Genomic DNA, 19661 nt, shown 5'->3' with positions numbered 1-19661 from the left:
TTTCGCGCAATGGTGGCCATGGGGTTATCGGGTATCCGGCAAAAGGGTCTTCGGCGGATCTCTACGCGGTGCCGGGCCTCAAGGGGAGCCTGCCGGGGAGCGCGCGGGTGATCTCCAAGGCGCGCAGTTCGGGCAAGTATAAATCCAGCGGCTACCTGCCGCCCTGTTCCGGCGGGCGCGGCAACCGCTATGAGGCGGTGGTCAAGGCTATGGCGGCGGATGGTAAGGTGCTCGAGAAGGTGCGTGTGCCGATCGGCCGCTACTAAGGCGTTGACCCAAAAGAAAAAGGCGCCCCATGCGGGACGCCTTTGCCATTGCGGAACAGGTCCGCGAAGGGCTTAGTTCTTTTCTTTGTCGACCATCTTGCCGGCAGAGATCCACGGCATCATGTCGCGGAGTTTCTGGCCGACCTGTTCGATCTGGTGCTCGTCGTTCATGCGGCGGGTGCCTTTGAAGAAGGGCTGGCCGACGGCGTTTTCCTGCATGAAGTCGCGCACGAATTTGCCGGTCTGGATGTCGGTCAGGATGGCCTTCATCTCTTTCTTGGTCTGCTCATAGGGCAGGACGCGCGGACCCGAGACATACTCGCCATACTCGGCGGTGTTCGAGATCGAGTAGTTCATGTTCGCGATGCCGCCTTCGTAGATCAGGTCGACGATGAGCTTCACTTCGTGCAGGCATTCGAAATAGGCCATTTCCGGCGCGTAGCCCGCTTCGACAAGGGTCTCAAAGCCCATGCGGATCAGCTCGACAAGACCGCCGCAGAGCACGGCCTGTTCGCCGAAGAGGTCGGTTTCGCACTCTTCACGGAAGTTGGTCTCGATGATGCCCGAGCGGCCGCCGCCGATGGCGGAGCAGTAGGAGAGGCCGATCTCAAGCGCCTTGCCGGTGGCGTCGGTGTCGACAGCCACAAGGCAGGGCACGCCGCCGCCTTTGGTGTATTCGCCGCGCACGGTGTGGCCGGGGCCTTTGGGGGCCATCATGATGACGTCGACGCCTTCTTTCGGCTCGATCAGGCCGAAGTGGACGTTCAGGCCGTGGGCGAAGGCGATGGCTGCGCCGGGCTTGATGTTGTCGTGGACGTATTTCTTGTAGGTTTCAGCCTGAAGTTCATCGGGCATGGTGAACATGATGACATCGCACCATGCTGCGGCTTCGGCGATGCCCATGACCTTGAGGCCTTCGCCTTCGGCTTTCTTGGCCGAGGCCGAGCCTTCGCGGAGTGCCACCACAACGTTCTTGGCGCCCGAGTCGCGCAGGTTCAGCGCGTGAGCGTGGCCCTGCGAGCCATAGCCCAGAATGGCCACTTTCATGTCCTTGATCAGGTTGATGTCGCAATCGCGATCGTAATAAACGCGCATATCCACGCTCCCATTTGTCTAAGTGATGGAGGCATCATAGGTGGGGGGTACGGAAAGACGAGTCGTGGAACGCATGAAATTTCCACGAAATTCGCCGTTTCTATTCGTCATATTTGATGATAGTGAAGAATTCATGCTTGATGATCTTGATAGACGCATCCTACGCCATATGCAGGCCGAGCCGGACCTGCCCTTGCCGGAACTGGCGGACCGGCTGACGCTCACCGCGTCGCGCCTGTCGCGGCGGGTTGAGAAGTTGCGCGAGGCGGGGATTTTACGCGGAGTGCGGGCGGTCGTGGACTGGCGCGCGATGGGTTATGAGGTCGAGGTCAGCCTGCGTATGACCCTCGACAAGACCAATCCACGCGCTTTTGACGAATTCCTTGTCGCCGCGTGCGAGATTCCGGAAGTCATTGAAATCCAGACCTTTCTTGGCCGTGTTGACGTGCGTCTTTCGGTCATCGCGCGGGACATGCCGCATTATCAGACGATCTACCGCGACCAGATCCTCACCCTGCCGCATATCGCGGATATCGAAACGCTTATGCATGTGGCGCGGATCAAATCAGACGAGACTTTGCCGATATGAGCGATCTGGACGATATCGACCGGGGGTTAATTTTGGCTTTAGCCACCGACGCGACCCAGACGGCGGGGGCGTTGGGGCGCAGGTTTGGCCTTAGCCAACCGGCGACGTGGCGGCGGATCAGGCGGCTTTACGAGGCGGGCATCCTCAAGGGGCGCAAGCTTGATCTTGATGCGGAAAAGCTCGGGTTCGGGGTCACAGTGTTCCTGGGCGTGAAGCTTGCGACCAAGGGGCGGGTGTCGCTTGAGGATTTTGAGCGTGCGGTGAGCGCCATTCCCGAGGTGCAGACGGTCGAGCATATTCTTGGGCTTTATGATTATCGCCTGCGGGTCACGGCGCGGGATATTTCGGACTTTGAACGGGTCTTGCGGCGGCGGATCATGACCTTGCCGGGGGTGGGGAATGTGGAGGCGAATGTGCTCCTGAGTGAAGAGCGTCGTCCGGGGCCGCTTTAGTTGCCTTTGCGGGGGGATCGGGATAGCTCTTTTGCAAACAAGGAGAGAGGATACCCCATGACCAGCGCAGTTGATCCCAATGGTTTGGACGAATTTTCGGTCGTGTTCACGGACCGGTCCCTGAACCATATGTCCAAGGCATTCCAAGAGGTTATGCGCGACATTTCGGGGATGCTCAAAGAGGTATACAACGCCGACGCGGTGGCGTTGATCCCCGGCGGTGGCACCTATGGGATGGAAGCTGTGGCGCGCCAGTTTGCCCGCGATGCCAAGACTTTGGTGGTGCGCAATGGGTGGTTCTCCTACCGCTGGAGCCAGATTTTCGAGGCCGGGGCCTTTGCCGCCGAAAGCACGGTGATGAAGGCGCGGCAGGCAGGGAACGATGTGACCGCGCCCTTTGCGCCCGCGCCGATCGAGGAAGTCGTGGCGAAGATTCATGAGGTCAAACCGGACGTGGTTTTTGCGCCGCATGTGGAGACGTCTGCCGGGGTGATCCTGCCGGAAGCCTATATCAAGGCGATGGCGGATGCGGCGCATGAGGTTGGCGCGTTGATGGTGCTTGATTGCATCGCGTCGGGCTGTGTCTGGGTCGATATGGGGGCGCTTGGCGTCGATGTGTTGTGCTCGGCGCCGCAGAAGGGATGGAGCGCGTCGCCCTCGGCGGGGTTGGTGATGATGTCGGATAAGGCGTTGAAGCGGCTTGAGGAAACGACCTCGGATAGTTTCGCGATTGATCTTAAGAAATGGTATTCGATCATGCAGGCCTATGAAAATGGCGGGCATGCCTATCACGCGACGATGCCGACGGATGCGCTTCGGGCGTTCCGTGACACCATGGCGGAGACCAAGGACTATGGGTTCGAAAAGCTGCGCGAGGCGCAATGGGCGCTTGGCGATGGTGTGCGTGCGATGCTGGCCGAGAAGGGCGTAAAAAGCGTTGCAGCAAAAGGGTTTGGCGCGCCGGGCGTGGTTGTGAGCTATACCAGTGATCCGGGGATTCAGAACGGATCGAAGTTCGCCGCAGAGGGCATGCAGATTGCCGCCGGGGTGCCGCTTGCCTGTGACGAGCCAGAGGGGTTCATGACCTTCCGGTTGGGGCTTTTCGGGCTGGATAAGCTCTATGACGTCGAGGGCACGTTGGGCCGTTTGAAGACCGTGCTCGACAAGGTTCTCTGAGCAAAGGTTAACGGCGAAACCGACGTCGGTATCGCGTCTGTATTGCGTCTGTGGGGCGGTGTTAAGGCACCGTCCTGGTTAACGGGCGGCGCGCTAGCGGACACCGAGGCCCATCTGCATCAGAGTCTTGCGCACTGGCGAAAGCGCGTAGAGCGCGTTCAGACCAAAGGCGCGCGCATCGCGCAAGGGGCGGGCCGAGACCATCGAGGCACGGTTCAGCATGTCGATGCCTTTGACGCGCAGTTTGACCTCGGCAAAGCGCTTGCGGTGATAGGTCTCGAGCATGGCGCGCGATCCAAGATCGCCGGGCGCGGCCTTGGCGAGATCGAGCAGCGTGCGCATGTCGCCAAGGGACATGTTGAGCCCCTGCGCGCCGATGGGCGGGACGACGTGGGCGGCCTCGGCCACAAGAGCGAGGCGTTCGCCGTAAAGACGCTCGGCCGATTGCGAAATGATCGGCCAGAGGGTGCGACGCGAGGCGAGGGTCAGCGGGCCAAAGAGGCCGGTGCTGCGCGCGGTCATCTCGGTTTCGAATTCAGCCACGTCCATGCGCGAGAGGGCCTCGGCGCGGGGCGCGCGCTCCATCCAGACGACGGCGGAGGAGGGTTTGCCCTCGAAATCGGGCAGCGGCACGAGGGTGAAGGGGCCGCCGGAGCGGTGCACCTCGGTCGAGACGTTTTCATGCGGGATCGGATGGGTCACGGCGAAGGCGAGGGCCTTTTGGCCGTAGCGTGTCGTGTGGACGCCGATTCCGGCGGCTTCACGCATGGGAGAAGTCCGGCCATCGGCGGCGATCACGAGGCGGGCGGTTGTGCGGGAGCCATCGGAAAGCGATACGATGGCCTCTTCCGTGCGGGTCAGGAGGCCGGTGGTCGCGGTGCCGAGACGCAGGTCGACGTTTTCCATCTCCTGAAGGCGGGCGACCATCTCGCGGCGCAGGAGCCAGTTGGGGAGGTTCCAGCCGAAGGGGGCGTCGGAGATCTCGGCGGCGACGAATTCCTTGACCATGCGCGCCTCGGGGCGGTCCCCACCGGCGTCGATGATGCGCATGATTTCAAGCGGCGCGGCATGGGGCGCGAGGCGATCCCAGAGACCGGCTTCGTCAAGAAGCGCGCGGGCGGGTTGCAGGAAGGCGGTTGTGCGTAGGTCCGCCCCGGCGCTGTCGCGTTCGGTAATGGGCGGGGCCGGGTCGACGCATTGGACGGAAAACCCGGCGGAGCCGAAGGCGGCCGCGGCGGTGAGGCCGGCGATTCCGCCTCCGGAAATGAGAATGTCGATCTGGGACTCGGGTGTCATGGGCGCGCCTCCTGAACCCAATCTAGCGCCCTGCGCCGGGAGGTCCAAGAGGGGACAGCGGCCCCTGACCGACGGGGCGGTTTAGCCCTTCGCGATGGTGATGAGGATCGCGTACATGACCGGCACGAAGCAGAGCGCCGGGATATAGAGACCGGGCACGCCATAGGCGTAGATGGCCGAGCCCCAGGCCACGAGTAGCGCGGCGAGCACGGCAAAGATCGCCTTGACGGTGGTCGGGCTGACCTCGTCGTGATGGGCGTCAGGCGCTTGGGCTGCGGCGTCGTTTTCGAGGGTCGGGTTGGTGTCGGTCAGGCTCATTGATGGCTCTCCTTGTCTGAACGTAGAGGGTAGCTAGGAGCCAGAGATCATGTTGACAACACATATTCCGTTCTGTGAATGATATGTCGCACCCCTTATCATGTGAAATGCTCACAGGTGAAGGATGCGGGGGGTCACACGATTTTGGTCAGGAAGGCGGAGAGGTCGTCAGTGTGATGGTGAATATGCTCTTCCTCGTGCCGCGCGGGGGCCACGTGAACGGTTTTCATGCCCATGTCATGGGGCACGCGCAGGTTGCGGGGGTCGTCTTCGAACATCGCCGCGCTTTCGGTGGTGACACCATCCATGGCAAAGATCGCTTCGAAGGCGCCGCGCTCGGGTTTGGGAAGGAATCCCGCGTGTTCAATGCCATAGACAGCATCGAACAGTCCGGTCAGGCCGCGCGCTTCGAGCACGCGCTCGGCGTAGGGGGCAGAGCCGTTGGTATAGACGATACGCCGTCCCGGCAGCGCCTTGATGCGGGCCGCAAGGTGGGCGTCGGGCTCGAGCGGGTCGAAGGAGATGTCATGCACAGCGTCGAGATAGGGCAGAGGGTCGACATCATGCTCGCGCATCAATCCGGCCAGCGTCGTGCCATATTTGCGCCAGTAGTGGCTGCGCAGGTGGTTGGCGCGCGGCGCGTCTACGCCCAGCGCCGCCATAACGTAATCCGTCATCCGCGTCTCGATCTGGTCAAAAAGACGCATCTCGGGCGGGTAGAGCGTATTGTCGAGGTCGAAGACCCATGTGGAGACATGGGCGAAATCCTGTTTGGGCATGTCAGAGACATAGGCCCGCGGGCCAATCTAATCAATGGTGCGCTTGCCACGGGGGAGGCCCGGTGGGTATGCTCGTCCGGTTGGCGCCACAAGAGCGCAAGAGGGAGAGGCACATGTCGCAAGTGAAACCGATGCAGAAGGACGCCTATACGTTGATCCTTGAGGCGATTGACGTCGGGGTGTTCAAGCCCGGCGACCGTCTTGTGGAGAGCGACCTTGCAGAGCGGTTTGGCGTCTCACGGACCCCGATCCGCGAGGCGTTGCAGCGGCTTGAGACGCAATCCCTTTTGGCGCGGGATGGTCGTAGCCTGATCGTGTCCTCTTTGGACCACAACCAGATGGCCGAGCTTTATGTCGTGCGCGCCGAGCTGGAAGGGCTGGCGGCGCGCCTTGCGGCGCGGCACGCGACGGAAGAAGAGGTGCGCGTGCTGCGCGACATGGTGACGGAGGATCACAAGCTCAAGGAGTCTCCGGCGGCGCTTGCGCGGGCCAATCGGCGGTTTCATAAGCAGATTCATCTGGCCTCGCACAACCGATACCTCGTGCAGCAGCTCGACCTTGTGCATCGCTCCATGGCGTTGATGGCGACAACCTCGATCGCTGCCGAAGGGCGGGGTGAGGATACGTTGGTCGAGCATGATGCGATCGTCAGCGCGATCGAGAAACGCGACGAGGCAGCGGCCTATAAGGCGCTGCGCGATCACATCTCGCAGGCATTTGTCACCCGGCTGCGTCAGGAAATGCACGACTAGGGCAGGGTCTCTTGCGTGGCCTCGACGGTTTTGCCGTGGGCCGTTTTGTCCCAGTAATAGGGATCAAGCACCAGCTCGTAGAGCGCCTTATATGCGGCGAGTGTGGCGAGGGGGAAATAGGCCACCATCGCAAAGACCCAAGGCAAGAGCCGGGTGCGGCCCCAGATGGCACGGGCCGAGATCAACACGTGCGAAAACCCGAAGATCAGGAAAAGCGTTGCCGTGCCGGGCGGGGCGACGGAGGCGAGCGGATTGGGCAGGCCAAAGGCGCCCGCCCAGAACAACCAGATCAGCGGCGCCAGCAGGAAATGCGAGAGCGTGCAGGCGAAGATGAGCTGCAGCCCGAGGAAATGCCACGGCCCCACTTCGCGCAGAAGCCGCAGGGGCGCGCGCATATGGACAAGCCATGTCACCATATAGCCCTTGAGCCAGCGAGAGCGTTGCTTGATCCAGGCGCGTGGTTGATGATTGGCTTCTTCGTGGGTCACGGTCGGGATCAGTTCGGTGCGATAGCCGTAGCGCGAGATACGAATGCCAAGGTCGGCGTCCTCGGTGACGTTATGCGCATCCCAACCGCCCATCTCTTCGATCGCAGAGCGGCGCAGGAAAAGCGTTGTGCCCCCCAGCGGCACCGGGAGGCCCATGCGGGCAAGTCCGGGTAGGATCACGCGGAACCACGCGGCGTATTCGATGGTGAAACAGCGGGAAATCCAGTTGGTGGTCGGATTGTAGTAGTCCAGCACTCCTTGCAGGCAGACCACGTCGGGCGGGGCGGTGGCAAAACTGGCTGCGACGGTCTCGAGCTGATCGGGGGCGGGGGCGTCCTCGGCGTCCCAGATGCCGATGATGTCACCCCGGCAGAAATCCAACGCATAGTTGAGGGCGCGAGGCTTGGTGGTGAGGCCGGAGCCTGCGGGGACAGTCACGATACGCATCCAGTTGGGCAGGGCGGTGCGGGCGAGGGTGTCGCGGGTGGTCTCGTCCTTTTCTTCGAGCACGAGGATCACGTCGAGAAGGGGCTTGGGATAGGTCAGCCGGCAGAGGCGGCGCACGAGGGCGTGGGCGATTTCTTTCTCGCGAAAGAGCGGGACCATGACCGAGATGCGCGGCAAGGGGAGATCAGGCGTTATGTTTTGGGGCGGTCGCGCGCGTGCGGCGGTTTCATGGGCGAGGAAGGCGGCGGCCTTCATGACCGAGACAGCCGTGAGCGAGAACATGGCCCATAGGGCCAGACCGCGGAAGAGCGCGCCCGGTGCCAAGGCAAGGGCGAGCAGAAGTGCGATGCCGATCAGGCCGAGCAGAACCGGGCGCAGGCGGCTGCGTTGCCAACTCCGGCAGCTGAAGCGAGGCGGTGTGCGACTCTCGGCGCCTTCGGTCAGCGCGGTGCGGTGCTGGCGCGCGATGGCGGCGTCGATGTCGTCGGGGGTGGCGATGACGATGGGCGCATCGCGTAAGGCGTTGGGCAGAAGCGCGCGGTTGTCGGCGAGGCGGTCCGGGGCGCAGGTTGCAAGGGCAATGCGACCAGAGCGCAGCCGCCACGGCAGGGCGCCGAGGCGCAGGCATATTTCGGGCGGCAAGAGGTGGGTGAATTCCGGGTCGGGGGGATCACAGGAGAGATCGACGGCGTCGGTCTCAAGATACCTGGCCAACGCATCGCGCCCGGCGATGGGGGTGATCCAGCCACGGGCGCAGAGGATGTCGATCAGGGTATTGTCCTGCCGACGCAGCCATTTGCGGGCGAAGAAAAGTTGCCATGGCGCGATCAACCCGGCCTCGACCAAGGTGAGCCCGAGCGACAGCCCAACAGACGAAGCCCCCTCGCGTCGGGCGGAGGGGGCGTCCGGGGTCCGTTGTCGCAACGCCTGCGTCATCTGCACCTCCCTTCACCAGAGAGGAGCATCGCGCAGGGTGCGTTAACATCCCGTTAACACGTATGAATCCCGGGAAGGGAGACCTCAGGCGCGCTCGGCCATGTAGGCGGCGAAACGCTCGAAGAGATAGAAGCTATCCTGCGGGCCGGGAGAGGCCTCGGGGTGATGCTGGACCGAATAGACCGGACGGTCTTTGATACGGATGCCGCAGTTCGAGCCGTCAAAGAGCGAGACATGGGTTTCCATGACGCCTTCGGGGAGAGACTGGCTATCGACGGCGAACCCGTGGTTCATCGAGGTGATCTCGACCTTGCCGGTCTCGTGGTCTTTCACCGGGTGGTTGGCACCGTGGTGGCCGTGGTTCATCTTGACGGTCTTGGCGCCAAGCGCCAGCGCCAGCATTTGGTGACCGAGGCAGATTCCAAAGACTGGCAGATCGGTCTTGAGGATCTCCTGGATCATTGGCACGGCATAGGCGCCGGTCGCGGCCGGGTCGCCGGGGCCGTTGGAGAGGAACACGCCATCGGGATTATGGGCGAGCACCTCTTCGGCGGTCGCAGAGGCCGGCAGCACCGTCACGTCACAGCCCGCAGAGGCAAGGCAGCGCAGGATATTGCGTTTCGCGCCGTAGTCGATGGCGACAACCTTATGCTTGGGCGCGTCTTGGCGGGTGTAGCCCTCGGGCCAGGCCCAGCGCATCTCGTCCCAGCGGTAGGATTGCGCGCAGGTGACGTCCTTGGCGAGATCGAGCCCTTCAAGGCCAGAGAAGGCGCGGGCCTTCTCGACAAGCGCCTCAATGTCGAAATTGCCGTCGGGGTCATGCGACAGCGCGACATGCGGCGCGCCCTGCTGGCGAATGGCGCGGGTCAGGCGGCGGGTATCGACGCCGCCGATGGCAATGCGTCCGCGCGCGGCGAGCCAGCTCGACAGGGTTTCAACGGAGCGCCAGTTGGAAGGCTCGGTCGGATCCCATTTGACAACCATGCCCGCGGCGACAGGGTCGCCTGTCTCGTCATCCTCGGGGGTGACGCCGGTATTGCCGATATGGGGGAAGGTGAAGGTCACGATCTGGCCCGCGTAGGAGGGGTCGGTCATGATTTCCTGATAGCCGGTCATCGCGGTGTTGAAGCAGAGCTCGGCCACGGCGTCGCCTGTCGCGCCAAATCCGCGCCCGTAAAACACGGTGCCATCGGCAAGGGCAAGGCAGGCTGTGGGCTTGGGATTGGTTTCGTGAACCATGGCGCGACTCTCCGGCTGACAAATTGTCGGGAAACTATGTCGGGCGCGGGGCGTCGTCAAGGGAGCGTAGAATTTGCTTTTCCTTTGTTTTCAATGGCTTGAGAAAACGCACCGCTGGTTGCCTCGGACTGGAAGCGCGGATATGGTGCAGGCTTTGACAAAACAAGCAAATGGTCGACGGGATGACATTGCGAAACGAGATCAATACGGCGCTGAAACAAGCGATGCGCGATCGCGCCGCCGCACGCCTTTCGACGCTGCGCCTTATCAGTGCAGCGATCAAGGACCGGGACATTGCCGCGCGGGGCGAAGGCAAGGAAGAGGGCGTCGGAGAAGACGAGGTTCTTGCGATCCTGTCAAAGATGGTCAAGCAGCGGCAGGAAAGTGCGCGCACCTATGAAGAGGGCGGGCGGCTCGACCTTGCGGAGCGGGAACTTTCGGAGATCACCGTGATCGAGGAATTTCTGCCCAAGCAGCTCGACGAGAAAGAGATCGCCGCCGCGATTGATGCGGCCGTGGCGGAGACAGGGGCCAGCTCGATCCGCGACATGGGCAAGATCATGGGCGCGCTCAAGTCAAAGTACACTGGCCAGATGGATTTTGGTCAGGTCGGGCCGATGGTCAAGGACCGCCTGAGCGCCATGTAAGACGCAGGGAACTGCGACAAAATGGGCGCGCGCCGATACGGCGCGGCCCGGCCTCTTACCACGAAACCGCGACGTTTCTTTGCGAAGTTAACCTTATTTTTAAGGGTTTTGTGGTGTTCTTGAAACAAAACATACTATTTGATCACATCTTTTAGGAGTTTTGGACAACTGTCTTGAACTCGCGCCGAGTTCGGTCTGTAATCCTCTTGTCAGTGACCGATTTTGTTCATCTGACGCGTGCCCTGATTGGACATAGGGGGTAAGGGGTGGAATGGCAGTTCTTGTGGACGCGCTACTGCGAAAGGCTTCTGGTGAGCCGATCCAGTGTGTAGAGCGGTTTGAAACATCGTGCTGGGATGAGCTTTCGGAATGGTCGAATGCCATCTTTGCACCTTCGGAAATGACGTATCATGAGCGGACTCACGGTCTTGGCGGGCGATGTGGCTTTGTAAAGCTTGGGCGTTTGGTCCTGTCTCGGACCCAGTACGGAACGCCTGTGCAGGCCGAATGTGCAGGCACTGATATTTCGCACATGATCGTGACGACGACCTTGCGTGGCGAAGCATCGCACAGGGCAGGTGAAGATCAGGTGCCGACCGTGGTTGGCCCCGGTGAAGCGCTTGTGGTGCGCAGTTCGGAGTTTGGCCATTTTGCCGAGCTCAGCGCCGATTGTATTCGGCTCAATATCACCATCGCGCCCGATCTCCTTGAAGAGATCAGCCTGCATTGGTTCGGCTGTTCGGTGCGCGAACACCCGCTGCCCAGCACGGTAAAGATCGGCGGGCCCAGCTCAGGCTGGATGGCGCTCATGTCTTATCTTGTGAGTGTCATTGAAGAGACGCCGGACCAAGTCGCGTTGAGCCGGTTGGGGCGGCACCTTGAGACGACGATCTGTGTGCACGTCCTGAGCGAGATGTATAACCGGGGCGGGAGCGACCTCGGCGCGCTGACCCATGCGGCGCCGCCGCGTTGTGTACGGATCGCCGAAGCCTATATGAGCGAGAACGCCGCCGCGACGCCGCGCCTTGCCGAGGTGGCACAGGCCGCAAATATCAGTGTGCGCAGCCTCAGCCAGGCGTTCCGCGAAGCCCGGGGCTATACCGTGGCGCAGTTCCTCGCCGAGCAGCGTTTGCAGGGCGTGCGCCGGGAGCTCTTGGAGGCCGACCCCACCCGCAAAGTCAGCGAGATCGCGCGCAGCTTCGGCTACGTGCATCTGGGCGAATTCGCGAAGCGGTATCGGTCGCGTTTCGGGGAGCTTCCTTCAGAGACCCTTCGCCTCTGATAAAGGCGCGCGCAGACGGAATCGAGCAGGCAAGACGCAATCTTTCGACAAGGCGAAACGGCTGTTTGCCGCGGGTTTCATGGTGAGTACCCGGCGAAGACCCGCTGGTTCGCAAGGATTTGCAATTTTTTTGCCGGGTTCAAGCGCTGGAAGGCCAAGGGTTTTACTTGATTGGCGCGAAACCCGGTGACACATCGGCGCGATGGAAAGACTGCCAGACAAGCTCAAGGGCCGACTCGCACGCAGAGACGCGCGGCGGGAGGCCAAAAAGCGTCAGATCACGCAAAGCGCCCGGCGGGCGCTGGTCGAGCTTGGCTTTGCCAACACGTCACTGCGCGACATCGCCCAGAAAAGCGATCTTTCGCTTGGGATGCTGCATTATTACTTCGATGACCGGTATGACCTCATCATCCATTGCGTGGCGACTTACAAGGACGCCTTCGTTGGCAGAGCCCGGGCAGCGCTTGAGCCGGTGCAGGGACGCGCGCAGGCCATTGAAGCCTTCGCCGGGGCGCTGGCGACCTCGCTTGCCGAAGATACGATGAGCCATCGGCTCTGGTATGACATCCGCACTCAGGCGATGTTCGACGACACCTTTCGCCCCATCGTGGCCGAGATCGAAGAAGACCTGATCGACGTGGTGCGCCTCGCCTTTGATCGGGCAGGGCATGGCGAAACCGAACACGCGCCTGTCCACTATGCGGTCCTCGACGGGGTGTTTCGCTTTGTGATGCAAGGCCAAAGCGGCGACGCCGTCCGGAACCTCGAGGACATGAAAGACCTCTTCCGAAGCGTCTTGTCCCGCTTCCTCTAAGACCCAGCAGATTACGTCGGCCGTGCGTGCGTGCAGAGCGGGCTTTGCAGCCACAACGCCTATGGCCGCCGCTTCCGGCATACGAGGTGGTCTTGGGAGAGAAGTCTGGAGGCGAGTACCGGAATCGAACCGGTGTACACGGATTTGCAATCCGCTGCGTCACCACTCCGCCAACTCGCCAGCCGTGTGGTGGGGTGGGCAATATCTGATCTCTTTGTGCGCTGCAAGAGGGATGTGATGCGAAACCGCGGGGCGGGACGTTGCCGCCGGTCGGTAGATGTGGCAAACCTTTCGCAACATGAGTCTGAAGGGCGATAAACGCATGGCTGATTACAAGACACTCCGCACCACCATGGTTGATACGCAGGTCCGCCCGTCGGACGTCACCAAGTTCCCGGTTATCGATGCAATGCTCGCGGTGCCGCGCGAGGCCTTCGTGCCACGGGAGCGCCGTGACATGGCCTATGTGGGCGCGCATGTGTCCTTGGATGCGGGGCGCGTCGTTCTTGAGCCGCGCACGCTCGCCAAGATGTTGGATTTCCTTGATATTCGCGGTGATGAGCTGGTCTTGGATATTGGCGCAGGGCTTGGCTATGGCGCGGCGGTGATGGCACGGATGGCCGAGGCCGTGATAGCGCTTGAGGATGACGCAAGCCGGATCTCGGAGGCGCAGACGGCGCTTTCGGAGCATGGTGCGGACAATGTCGTGATGCACGAAGGTGAATTGAGTGCAGGTGCGCCGGAACACGGACCTTACGACGTAATACTCGTCGAGGGTGGTGTCGAAACCATGCCGGAAGCGATTCTCGACCAGCTCAAAGACGGCGGGCGGATTGCCTGTGTGTTTCAGGAAGGCGCGCTTGGGATCGTGCGGATCGGCTACAAGATCGACGGCGAGGTCCATTGGCGGTTTGCGTTCAACGCGGGTGCGCCGGTTTTGCCGGGGTTTGAAAAACACCACGCCTTTACGTTGTAAACAGTTCGCAGCCCAAGCCGGGTGCGCAAAATGGAATCGGGGGAGCATATGGCTCTGGGTATTGTGATGAAACTGCGTGCCGGTGCGGTCGCGCTTTCGGTGCTGGCGATGATGCCGGTGCAGGCGACGGCGGAGAGTTTGGCGGATGCACTCGCGAGCGCGTATGAGCATAGCGGTCTCCTGATTCAAAACCGGGCTCTGCTACGTGCAGCGGACGAAGATGTGGCGGTGGCGCTCTCGTCGTTGCGCCCCATCATCGGTTGGACCGCCAAGGTGGAGCGCTCTTTCAGCAAGTTCGCTTCTGCGACCACCGGGGGGGTGACGGCGCATAATTCGGCGACCGAGGCCAATATCGGGTTGAGCGCGAGCCTGCTTGTGTATGATGGGGGCGCCTCGAGACTTGCCGTTGCAGCGGCGAAAGAGACTGTTCTGGCGACGCGCCAGCAGTTGATCTCGATCGAGCAGCAGGTGCTTCTTGGCACGGTACAGGCCTATATGAACGTGGTCCGCGATGCTCAGATCGTCGAGCTGCGCCGCAACAACTTGCGCCTTGTGGCGCGGGAATTGCAGGCAGCGAAAGATCGGTTCGAGGTGGGGGAAGTGACGCGCACCGACGTGGCGCTTGCCGAGGCACAGCTTGCTGGTGGGCGGGCGAACCTTGCCGTCGCGCAGGGCAATCTGATGGCCTCGAAGGAACAATATGCGGCGTCTGTCGGGCATCAGCCTGGATCGCTGCGTGCGCCGCGAGGCCTGCCGAAAGTGCCGGCCCGGATCGACGAGGTGCGTGCCATTGCCGTGCGCAGCCATCCCGATCTGACCGCCGTGCAGCATGCCATTCAGGCGGCGGAGTACGGGGTTGATCGCGCGCGTGCCGCGATGGGCCCGACGGTCAAGCTGCAAGGCTCTTACGGGATCACGCGTGATCTCGACAATGACCAGTATTTCTCGCAAGGGGGCGCGGTCTCGCTTGGCCTTGAACAGCCGATCTATCGCGGTGGTCAGCTTTCGGCGCTACTGCGTCAGTCGATGGCCAATCGTGATGCCCAACGGGGCCGTCTTCATGCCACGCGTTTGACGATCCAACAGCAGGCGGGCAGTGCGTGGTCCGGTTTTGCCTCGGCGCAGGCGCAGCTTCGCGCCAGTGCGCAGCAGATCGAAGCCGCGCGCATCGCCTTTGACGGGGTGCGCGAAGAAGCCAAGCTCGGCTCGCGCACGACGCTTGATGTGCTGATCGCAGAGCAAGACCTGCTTGATGCCGAATCGAACCGCATCACCGCGCGGGCATCGGAAGTCACGGCCGCCTATTCGGTCCTGTCTTCGATGGGGCTTTTGACGGCAGAGAACCTTAACCTCAAGGTCGAGCGCTATGACCCGGAAGCCTATTACAACCTGGTCAAAACGGCGCCGATCAATCGCTCCAAGCGTGGCCAGCAGCTCGACAAGGTGCTGAAGGCGATTGGGAAAGAGTGAAGAATTTTTACTATCTGTTGTCTGGCGCGGGGGCAGCGGCTACACTTTTGGCCAATGTGAAGGTGGGGTAGATCCATGTCTGATCCCGTGACCAACGTGGAAATCGAAGATGTCCTGTCGTCCATCCGGCGGCTGATATCGGAAAATGACCGGACCCCGAAACAGGGGGCTGCGGCGCAAGTTGTGACTCCTGAGCCAAAGGTGATGGCAGAGCGCGAAAGCGCCGCTGAACCTGCGCCGGAGCGTCTTGTGCTCACGCCGGCCCTGCGGGTGGCGGAAAATCCCGTTTCCGAGACCGACCCGATCCCGGAAGAGGACGAAGACGCGCGTCTTGATATGGGGGTCGAGCCTCTCGCTGTTGAGGCAGAGCAGACGGGCGAAGACGATGCGGAAGAGCGTGTCGCCGAGACCGTCGAGAGCTTCTCCGAGCCGGGCTATGACCCGATGGAAGGCGTGACGCTCGAGCGCGCACGGGAGATCGACTCGCGCATCGTGCATTGGGACAAGATGGGCGATGCGACGCCCGCAGAAGATCCGACATACGAACCTGATGAGCCGGGCGACAGCGACTATGCCGGCACCGATGTCGAGCCGCTTGAATGGCAAGACGAGGATGCCGACGAGGCCGCCGAGGCGGCGCCAAGCCGGGTTGTGCGCACGCAGACCTATGAGGATGCGGAGACCGAGGAGACGGTAGAAGACGTTTCGCTCGAGACAGACGCCGCCCCGGAAGAAGACCTCGCCGGATTGGCCAGCCGCGTTGAAGCAGAGCTGCGCGATAGCTTGCCGGGCCAGATCGAGGCAGAGTTGCAGCCGGAAGACGCTTTTGGCGATCTTGCGGGCGAGGATGCGATGATGCTCGACGAGGCGGTGTTGCGTGACATGGTGGCCGATATCGTGCGCCAGGAATTGCAGGGCGCCCTTGGCGAGCGGATCACGCGCAACGTGCGCAAGCTCGTCCGGCGCGAGATTCACCGGGCGCTTGCCGCGCACGAACTGGACTAGGATACGTTCAGGCTGGGGCGGTCTGGCGCGTTTCGCGCAGCATGAATAGCCCGCTTGCCACGACGATCCCCGCCCCGATCAGCGTCAGCGTGTCGGGGCGTTCCCCGAACAAGAGCACCGCAAGGATCAGGGCAAAGAGTAGCCTTGAATAGCGGAAAGGTGCGACGACCGACACCGCGCCGAGGCGCATGGCGGAGGTCAGGGCGTAATAGGCGCCGATGCCGACAAGGATCGTCGCGAGAAGCCAGCCGCTTTGTTGCGGCGAGGGCAGGACGGCGCCGCCTTCCCAGAGCATCAGGCCAAGCCCGGTGGGGATCAGGACGAAGAACCCGTAGACCCCAAGCTGCAGGTGCGACAGACGCGGCGGTGCGGCGCGCGTCGCGAGATCGCGCCCGGCAAAACCGAGCATCCCAAACAGCGCCAGAAGGCTTGCGGGATCAAAGCTCTGGGGCAGGGGGCGCAGGATCAGAAGCACCCCGAAAAAGCCGACCAGAATCGCAGACCAACGGCGCCAATCGACCCGTTCGCCAAAGAACACCGCCGCCCCGAGGGTCACGGCAAGCGGCGTGGCCTGAAGGATGGCGGAGGTTGCGGCGAGCGTGCTGTAGGCAAGCGACAGGGTGAAGAAAAGACGCCCGAAAATCTCGGTCGCCGCACGCAACAGGAGGGTTGGATGCAGGATTTCGGGCACCAGCGCACGCTGGCCCCGCCGCCATGTCAGCAACAGAAAGCCAAACCAGCCACCAAAGCCGAAAATGGCCATGATCTCGCCGACCGGCAGGCCGGTGCTGGCCTGTTTGATGAGGCTGTCCTCGATGGCGAAACCGGCCATCGCGACCACCATCCAGAGGCTTCCGCGCAGGGTCTCTTGCATGTTGACTTACCCGGTCCGTTCGCCCTCAGGCGGGCAAAAGAAAAGCGCGCCTGAAAGGGGCGCGCCGTTCTTCATAAGATGTCGCGTCAGTCTTAGGCGGCTTCGGCCTGCTGCGCGGCATTGCGGCGTTCGCTTTCTTCGCGCGACAGCGCGACAGAGGTGCGGACACCTTTGCCCACGAACTCCATGAGTCCTTGAACAACACGTTCGTTCGGGTCGATCCCGGCACAGCTCAGAACTTCGCGCCCATCGCGCGAACGCGCCCAGCGGGCGATCTGTTCGGGGCCGTTGCCATATTTCTTGTCGTCGGCAATAGCATCGTCCAGCGCAGCCAACACGACAGCAGCGAAAAGCTTGCGCGCGCGGTTGCCCTGTTCGTTATTGAAAGCCGTTCCATCAACGAAATCTCGCATCTCGTCGTCCTTTGATTATTGCTCTTGTCTTTTCGGCGTGACGCCCCTTATGGCCTAGTCTGGGCGATTCGGATAGCCTTGAATTGCATAGCTTGTATGCGTTTTTTGCATATCTTTCTGCAAATGCAGCACGAAATCCGGCGGCTTGCCTCCCGTTCACCGGCCAGATATAGGTGCGCGCAAGTTTTTATCAACCAATCAGTCATGGTTTTGCCACATGCCCAAGATCAACGGTAACGAAATTCGCCCCGGAAACGTCCTCGAGCACAATGATGGGCTTTGGGCCGCGGTGAAGGTCGACCACGTCAAGCCCGGCAAGGGCGGCGCCTTTGCACAGGTCGAAATGAAGAACCTGCGCAACGGTTCCAAGCTCAACGAGCGTTTCCGCAGCGCCGACAAGGTCGAGCGCGTGCGCCTCGAACAGAAGGACATGCAGTTCCTCTACGAGGATGACGGGATGCTCATCTTCATGGATACGGAGACCTATGACCAGGTGCAGGTGATGGCGGACCTCCTCGGCGAGCGTCGTCCGTTCCTGCAGGACGGGATGACCATTGTCGTGGAGTTCTATGAGAACGAGGCGCTGAACGCCTCCCTGCCGCAGAAAGTCACCTGCAAGATCGTCGAGACCGAGCCGGTGGTCAAAGGCCAGACGGCAGCGAACTCGTTCAAGCCGGCTGTGCTCGACAATGGCGTGCGCGTGATGGTGCCGCCGTTTGTCGGTCAGGACGAGGATATCGTCGTGAACACCGAAACGATGGAATACGCTGAGCGCGCCTAAACGCGTTTGGATAGAGTGTTGAAAAGGCCTGCCGTTTCGGCGGGCCTTTTTTGTTTGGGGCGGATTAGGTCGCGGTCCAAGACACGGTGGCGTCCCCGGCCTGCATCTCCTCACCTGCGCGGTCAAAGCGCAGATGGGCCAGAGCCTTGCCGTTCGAGGCGGTAAAGAGGGTGCCGACGGCGCGGCCATCTTTCTCGATCGGTGTTCCGGGCGCGGGGGCGGGGCCGGTGAGCGTCACGGTGGTAAGGCCCTTGCGCAGCTCTGTCTTGTGTTTCATGCGCGCGGTGACTTCTTGGCCGACGAAACAGCCCTTGCGGAAATCGACCCCGTGCAAGCGTTCGAACCCGGCCTCGAGGATGAAGGTGTCGGGGGTTAGCTCGACGCCTGTTTCCGGGATGCAATGGGCGACGCGCAGGGCATCCCAGTCTGTTGTATCTTCTTCTTGCGGTGCGTCGCAATAGGCGCGCCAGCCAAGGGCGTCGTGACGCGGATCGGCCATGGCGTCCTCGGGCGCGGGACCGGTGCCGCGATGCAGGTGCAGGTCGGTCTCGGCAATCGCCACATCGGCGCGCAGTTTGTACATGTTGAGCCGCGCGAGCAGGGCGGGGGCAAGCTCTGCGTCCACGTCGAGGAGGACCGCATCACCGCGCCGAGCGAGGAAGAAATCGGCAAGGTATTTGCCCTGCGGTGTCAGCATGGCGGTATAGACGAGGGTCTCGGACAGGCCGGAGACATCATTTGTCACGAGACCTTGCAAGAAGTGCTCGGTATCTGTGCCGGTGATTTCAAAGACGCTACGTGCCATGGTCTGTCCTGTTGTTTTCCGTCCCATTTCATATAGGGAGGATGCGGTCTTGCAACAGGGGAAGACATGAAATGCGTGCACCGCTTAGCATCGTGATCCCGACACTCAACGCCGAACGGCATCTTGGGCCCAGCCTTGGCGCGCTCTTTGAGGGCGTGCAGGCAGGGCTGGTGCGGGAGTTGATCGTGGTCGACGGCGGATCAACCGATGCCACGGTCGAAATCGCGCGGGAGGTCGGCGCCGAGGTTCTCGAGGCGGAGGCGTCGCGCGGCGGGCAGTTGCGCGCAGGCTGTGCGGTGGCGCGGGCAGAGTGGCTTCTTGTGGTTCATGCCGACAGCGTGTTGCAGGAGGGCTGGACCGAGGCCGTGGCGGCGCATATCGGCGCGCAGCCGGGCCACGCGGGGTATTTCCGGCTCGCGTTTGACGATGGAGGGCCTGCGGCGCGTTGGGTTGCGGGCTGGGCCAATATCCGGGCGCGGTTTCTCGGGCTTCCTTATGGGGATCAGGGTCTCTTGATCCGCCGCGAGATGTATGAGGCGCTTGGTGGTTACGCCGATATCCCCCTTATGGAGGATGTGGCGATTGTTCGGGCGATCGGGCGGCAGACCCTCGTTGTGCTTGATGCGAAGGCCGTGACCAGTGCGGAGAAGTATCAGCGACAAGGCTGGTTGCGGCGCGGCCTGCGCAACCTTTGGACATTGCTGCGGTACTTGGGCGGCACTGGGCCGGAGCGGCTCGTCGAGGGGTATCGACGCTAGGCG

Annotated in this window: 21 protein-coding genes, 1 tRNA gene and 1 pseudogene; 13 read left to right on the top strand and 10 right to left on the bottom strand. The window is 62.1% G+C overall.

Annotated elements, in window-relative coordinates; genetic code table 11:
• Positions 1-266: pseudogene (locus MK745_RS18380) on the top strand (hypothetical protein); the annotation flags it as partial.
• Positions 267-338: 72 nt separating this feature from the next.
• Here the strand turns inward: MK745_RS18380 and ilvC are convergent.
• The gene (gene ilvC, locus MK745_RS18375) at positions 339-1361 is read right to left on the bottom strand and encodes a ketol-acid reductoisomerase (RefSeq protein WP_243614660.1); all 1023 of its coding nucleotides are present in this window, start codon (positions 1359-1361) and stop codon (positions 339-341) included.
• A gap of 133 nt (positions 1362-1494) precedes the next feature.
• On the opposite strand from ilvC, the gene MK745_RS18370 reads away from it, so the two are divergent.
• From MK745_RS18370 to MK745_RS18360, 3 genes are read left to right on the top strand one after another with little or no spacing between them, the layout of a single operon-like run.
• Positions 1495-1950 carry an Lrp/AsnC family transcriptional regulator gene (locus MK745_RS18370; protein WP_243614659.1) on the top strand — a complete coding sequence of 152 codons (456 nt, stop codon included), beginning with the start codon at positions 1495-1497 and terminating at the stop codon, positions 1948-1950.
• A complete protein-coding gene (locus MK745_RS18365; protein ID WP_243614658.1) occupies positions 1947-2402 on the top strand; it encodes an Lrp/AsnC family transcriptional regulator in 456 nt (151 codons plus the stop codon). The genes MK745_RS18370 and MK745_RS18365 overlap by 4 nt, the downstream gene beginning before the upstream one ends.
• 57 nt (positions 2403-2459) lie before the next feature.
• Positions 2460-3578, top strand: a complete 1119-nt coding sequence (locus tag MK745_RS18360) for an aminotransferase class V-fold PLP-dependent enzyme (protein WP_243614657.1) — start codon at positions 2460-2462, stop codon at positions 3576-3578.
• A 93-nt stretch (positions 3579-3671) separates the two neighbouring features.
• On the opposite strand, the gene MK745_RS18355 is transcribed toward MK745_RS18360, so the two are convergent.
• The 3 genes from MK745_RS18355 to MK745_RS18345 all read right to left on the bottom strand — a co-directional run bounded on the left by MK745_RS18355 (position 3672) and on the right by MK745_RS18345 (position 5971).
• Positions 3672-4874, bottom strand: a complete 1203-nt coding sequence (locus tag MK745_RS18355; protein WP_243614656.1) for a UbiH/UbiF family hydroxylase — start codon at positions 4872-4874, stop codon at positions 3672-3674.
• 81 nt (positions 4875-4955) lie between these two features.
• A complete protein-coding gene (locus MK745_RS18350) occupies positions 4956-5192 on the bottom strand; it encodes a hypothetical protein (protein WP_243614655.1) in 237 nt (78 codons plus the stop codon).
• Positions 5193-5326: 134 nt separating this feature from the next.
• Positions 5327-5971: a pyrimidine 5'-nucleotidase gene (locus MK745_RS18345; protein WP_243614654.1), complete on the bottom strand. Its 645-nt coding sequence runs from the start codon at positions 5969-5971 to the stop codon at positions 5327-5329.
• A 113-nt stretch (positions 5972-6084) separates the two neighbouring features.
• Between MK745_RS18345 and MK745_RS18340 the strand changes: the two genes are divergently transcribed.
• Positions 6085-6723: a GntR family transcriptional regulator gene (locus MK745_RS18340; protein WP_243614653.1), complete on the top strand. Its 639-nt coding sequence runs from the start codon at positions 6085-6087 to the stop codon at positions 6721-6723.
• Here MK745_RS18340 and MK745_RS18335 read toward each other — a convergent pair.
• Together MK745_RS18335 and carA are read right to left on the bottom strand one after the other, a co-directional pair.
• A complete protein-coding gene (locus MK745_RS18335) occupies positions 6720-8594 on the bottom strand; it encodes a glycosyltransferase family 2 protein (protein ID WP_243614652.1) in 1875 nt (624 codons plus the stop codon). The genes MK745_RS18340 and MK745_RS18335 overlap by 4 nt on opposite strands.
• A gap of 84 nt (positions 8595-8678) precedes the next feature.
• Complete coding sequence (carA, locus tag MK745_RS18330; protein ID WP_243614651.1) at positions 8679-9833, bottom strand: glutamine-hydrolyzing carbamoyl-phosphate synthase small subunit; 1155 nt, start codon at positions 9831-9833, stop codon at positions 8679-8681.
• Between the two features lie 182 nt (positions 9834-10015).
• Between carA and MK745_RS18325 the strand changes: the two genes are divergently transcribed.
• The 3 genes from MK745_RS18325 (at position 10016) to MK745_RS18315 (ending at position 12576) form a co-directional block, all read left to right on the top strand.
• Positions 10016-10480, top strand: coding sequence for a GatB/YqeY domain-containing protein (locus MK745_RS18325; RefSeq protein ID WP_243614650.1), 465 nt, complete (start codon positions 10016-10018; stop codon positions 10478-10480).
• A 271-nt stretch (positions 10481-10751) separates the two neighbouring features.
• Positions 10752-11762, top strand: a complete 1011-nt coding sequence (locus tag MK745_RS18320; protein ID WP_243614649.1) for an AraC family transcriptional regulator — start codon at positions 10752-10754, stop codon at positions 11760-11762.
• A 202-nt stretch (positions 11763-11964) separates the two neighbouring features.
• Positions 11965-12576: a TetR/AcrR family transcriptional regulator gene (locus MK745_RS18315; protein WP_243614648.1), complete on the top strand. Its 612-nt coding sequence runs from the start codon at positions 11965-11967 to the stop codon at positions 12574-12576.
• 106 nt (positions 12577-12682) lie between these two features.
• On the opposite strand, the gene MK745_RS18310 is transcribed toward MK745_RS18315, so the two are convergent.
• Positions 12683-12756, bottom strand: a tRNA-Cys gene (locus MK745_RS18310).
• Between the two features lie 142 nt (positions 12757-12898).
• On the opposite strand from MK745_RS18310, the gene MK745_RS18305 reads away from it, so the two are divergent.
• The 3 genes from MK745_RS18305 to MK745_RS18295 all read left to right on the top strand — a co-directional run bounded on the left by MK745_RS18305 (position 12899) and on the right by MK745_RS18295 (position 16027).
• Positions 12899-13552, top strand: coding sequence for a protein-L-isoaspartate O-methyltransferase family protein (locus tag MK745_RS18305; protein ID WP_243614647.1), 654 nt, complete (start codon positions 12899-12901; stop codon positions 13550-13552).
• A gap of 48 nt (positions 13553-13600) precedes the next feature.
• Entirely contained in the window at positions 13601-15022 is a 1422-nt protein-coding gene (locus MK745_RS18300) for a TolC family outer membrane protein (RefSeq protein WP_243614646.1), read from the top strand.
• A 75-nt stretch (positions 15023-15097) separates the two neighbouring features.
• Positions 15098-16027 (top strand): hypothetical protein, encoded by a 930-nt coding sequence (locus MK745_RS18295; RefSeq protein WP_243614645.1) that lies wholly within the window; start codon positions 15098-15100, stop codon positions 16025-16027.
• Positions 16028-16034: 7 nt separating this feature from the next.
• Here MK745_RS18295 and MK745_RS18290 read toward each other — a convergent pair whose 3' ends face one another.
• Positions 16035-16901, bottom strand: a complete 867-nt coding sequence (locus tag MK745_RS18290) for a DMT family transporter (protein ID WP_243614644.1) — start codon at positions 16899-16901, stop codon at positions 16035-16037.
• Positions 16902-16993: 92 nt separating this feature from the next.
• The gene (locus MK745_RS18285; RefSeq protein WP_243614643.1) at positions 16994-17314 is read right to left on the bottom strand and encodes a DUF6280 family protein; all 321 of its coding nucleotides are present in this window, start codon (positions 17312-17314) and stop codon (positions 16994-16996) included.
• A gap of 217 nt (positions 17315-17531) precedes the next feature.
• Here MK745_RS18285 and efp point away from each other — a divergent pair, with 217 nt between their 5' ends.
• Entirely contained in the window at positions 17532-18095 is a 564-nt protein-coding gene (gene efp / locus MK745_RS18280) for an elongation factor P (protein ID WP_243614642.1), read from the top strand.
• 64 nt (positions 18096-18159) lie between these two features.
• Here the strand turns inward: efp and MK745_RS18275 are convergent, their stop codons facing one another.
• Positions 18160-18900 carry a YgfZ/GcvT domain-containing protein gene (locus tag MK745_RS18275; protein ID WP_243614641.1) on the bottom strand — a complete coding sequence of 247 codons (741 nt, stop codon included), beginning with the start codon at positions 18898-18900 and terminating at the stop codon, positions 18160-18162.
• A gap of 71 nt (positions 18901-18971) precedes the next feature.
• Here MK745_RS18275 and MK745_RS18270 point away from each other — a divergent pair, with 71 nt between their 5' ends.
• The gene (locus tag MK745_RS18270; RefSeq protein WP_243614640.1) at positions 18972-19658 is read left to right on the top strand and encodes a TIGR04283 family arsenosugar biosynthesis glycosyltransferase; all 687 of its coding nucleotides are present in this window, start codon (positions 18972-18974) and stop codon (positions 19656-19658) included.
• Positions 19659-19661: the final 3 nt, after the last annotated feature.

This window comes from Shimia aestuarii, assembly GCF_022814865.1.
GTDB classification, from domain to species: Bacteria; Pseudomonadota; Alphaproteobacteria; order Rhodobacterales; family Rhodobacteraceae; genus Shimia; species Shimia aestuarii_A.
Note: the sequence above shows the minus strand (reverse complement) of the source record. Positions and strands in the feature narration are given on the sequence as shown.

Coding starts and splice junctions, on each gene's coding strand:
- MK745_RS18365 (WP_243614658.1), top strand. CDS start 1,947: ATGAGCGATCTGGACGATATCGACCGGGGGTTAATTTTGGCTTTAGCC.
- carA (WP_243614651.1), bottom strand. CDS start 9,833: ATGGTTCACGAAACCAATCCCAAGCCCACAGCCTGCCTTGCCCTTGCC.
- efp (WP_243614642.1), top strand. CDS start 17,532: ATGCCCAAGATCAACGGTAACGAAATTCGCCCCGGAAACGTCCTCGAG.
- MK745_RS18270 (WP_243614640.1), top strand. CDS start 18,972: ATGCGTGCACCGCTTAGCATCGTGATCCCGACACTCAACGCCGAACGG.
- MK745_RS18355 (WP_243614656.1), bottom strand. CDS start 4,874: ATGACACCCGAGTCCCAGATCGACATTCTCATTTCCGGAGGCGGAATC.
- MK745_RS18275 (WP_243614641.1), bottom strand. CDS start 18,900: ATGGCACGTAGCGTCTTTGAAATCACCGGCACAGATACCGAGCACTTC.
- MK745_RS18340 (WP_243614653.1), top strand. CDS start 6,085: ATGTCGCAAGTGAAACCGATGCAGAAGGACGCCTATACGTTGATCCTT.
- MK745_RS18305 (WP_243614647.1), top strand. CDS start 12,899: ATGGCTGATTACAAGACACTCCGCACCACCATGGTTGATACGCAGGTC.
- ilvC (WP_243614660.1), bottom strand. CDS start 1,361: ATGCGCGTTTATTACGATCGCGATTGCGACATCAACCTGATCAAGGAC.
- MK745_RS18370 (WP_243614659.1), top strand. CDS start 1,495: ATGCTTGATGATCTTGATAGACGCATCCTACGCCATATGCAGGCCGAG.
- MK745_RS18300 (WP_243614646.1), top strand. CDS start 13,601: ATGGCTCTGGGTATTGTGATGAAACTGCGTGCCGGTGCGGTCGCGCTT.
- MK745_RS18290 (WP_243614644.1), bottom strand. CDS start 16,901: ATGCAAGAGACCCTGCGCGGAAGCCTCTGGATGGTGGTCGCGATGGCC.
- MK745_RS18315 (WP_243614648.1), top strand. CDS start 11,965: ATGGAAAGACTGCCAGACAAGCTCAAGGGCCGACTCGCACGCAGAGAC.
- MK745_RS18295 (WP_243614645.1), top strand. CDS start 15,098: ATGTCTGATCCCGTGACCAACGTGGAAATCGAAGATGTCCTGTCGTCC.
- MK745_RS18350 (WP_243614655.1), bottom strand. CDS start 5,192: ATGAGCCTGACCGACACCAACCCGACCCTCGAAAACGACGCCGCAGCC.
- MK745_RS18320 (WP_243614649.1), top strand. CDS start 10,752: ATGGCAGTTCTTGTGGACGCGCTACTGCGAAAGGCTTCTGGTGAGCCG.
- MK745_RS18345 (WP_243614654.1), bottom strand. CDS start 5,971: ATGCCCAAACAGGATTTCGCCCATGTCTCCACATGGGTCTTCGACCTC.
- MK745_RS18360 (WP_243614657.1), top strand. CDS start 2,460: ATGACCAGCGCAGTTGATCCCAATGGTTTGGACGAATTTTCGGTCGTG.
- MK745_RS18335 (WP_243614652.1), bottom strand. CDS start 8,594: ATGACGCAGGCGTTGCGACAACGGACCCCGGACGCCCCCTCCGCCCGA.
- MK745_RS18325 (WP_243614650.1), top strand. CDS start 10,016: ATGACATTGCGAAACGAGATCAATACGGCGCTGAAACAAGCGATGCGC.
- MK745_RS18285 (WP_243614643.1), bottom strand. CDS start 17,314: ATGCGAGATTTCGTTGATGGAACGGCTTTCAATAACGAACAGGGCAAC.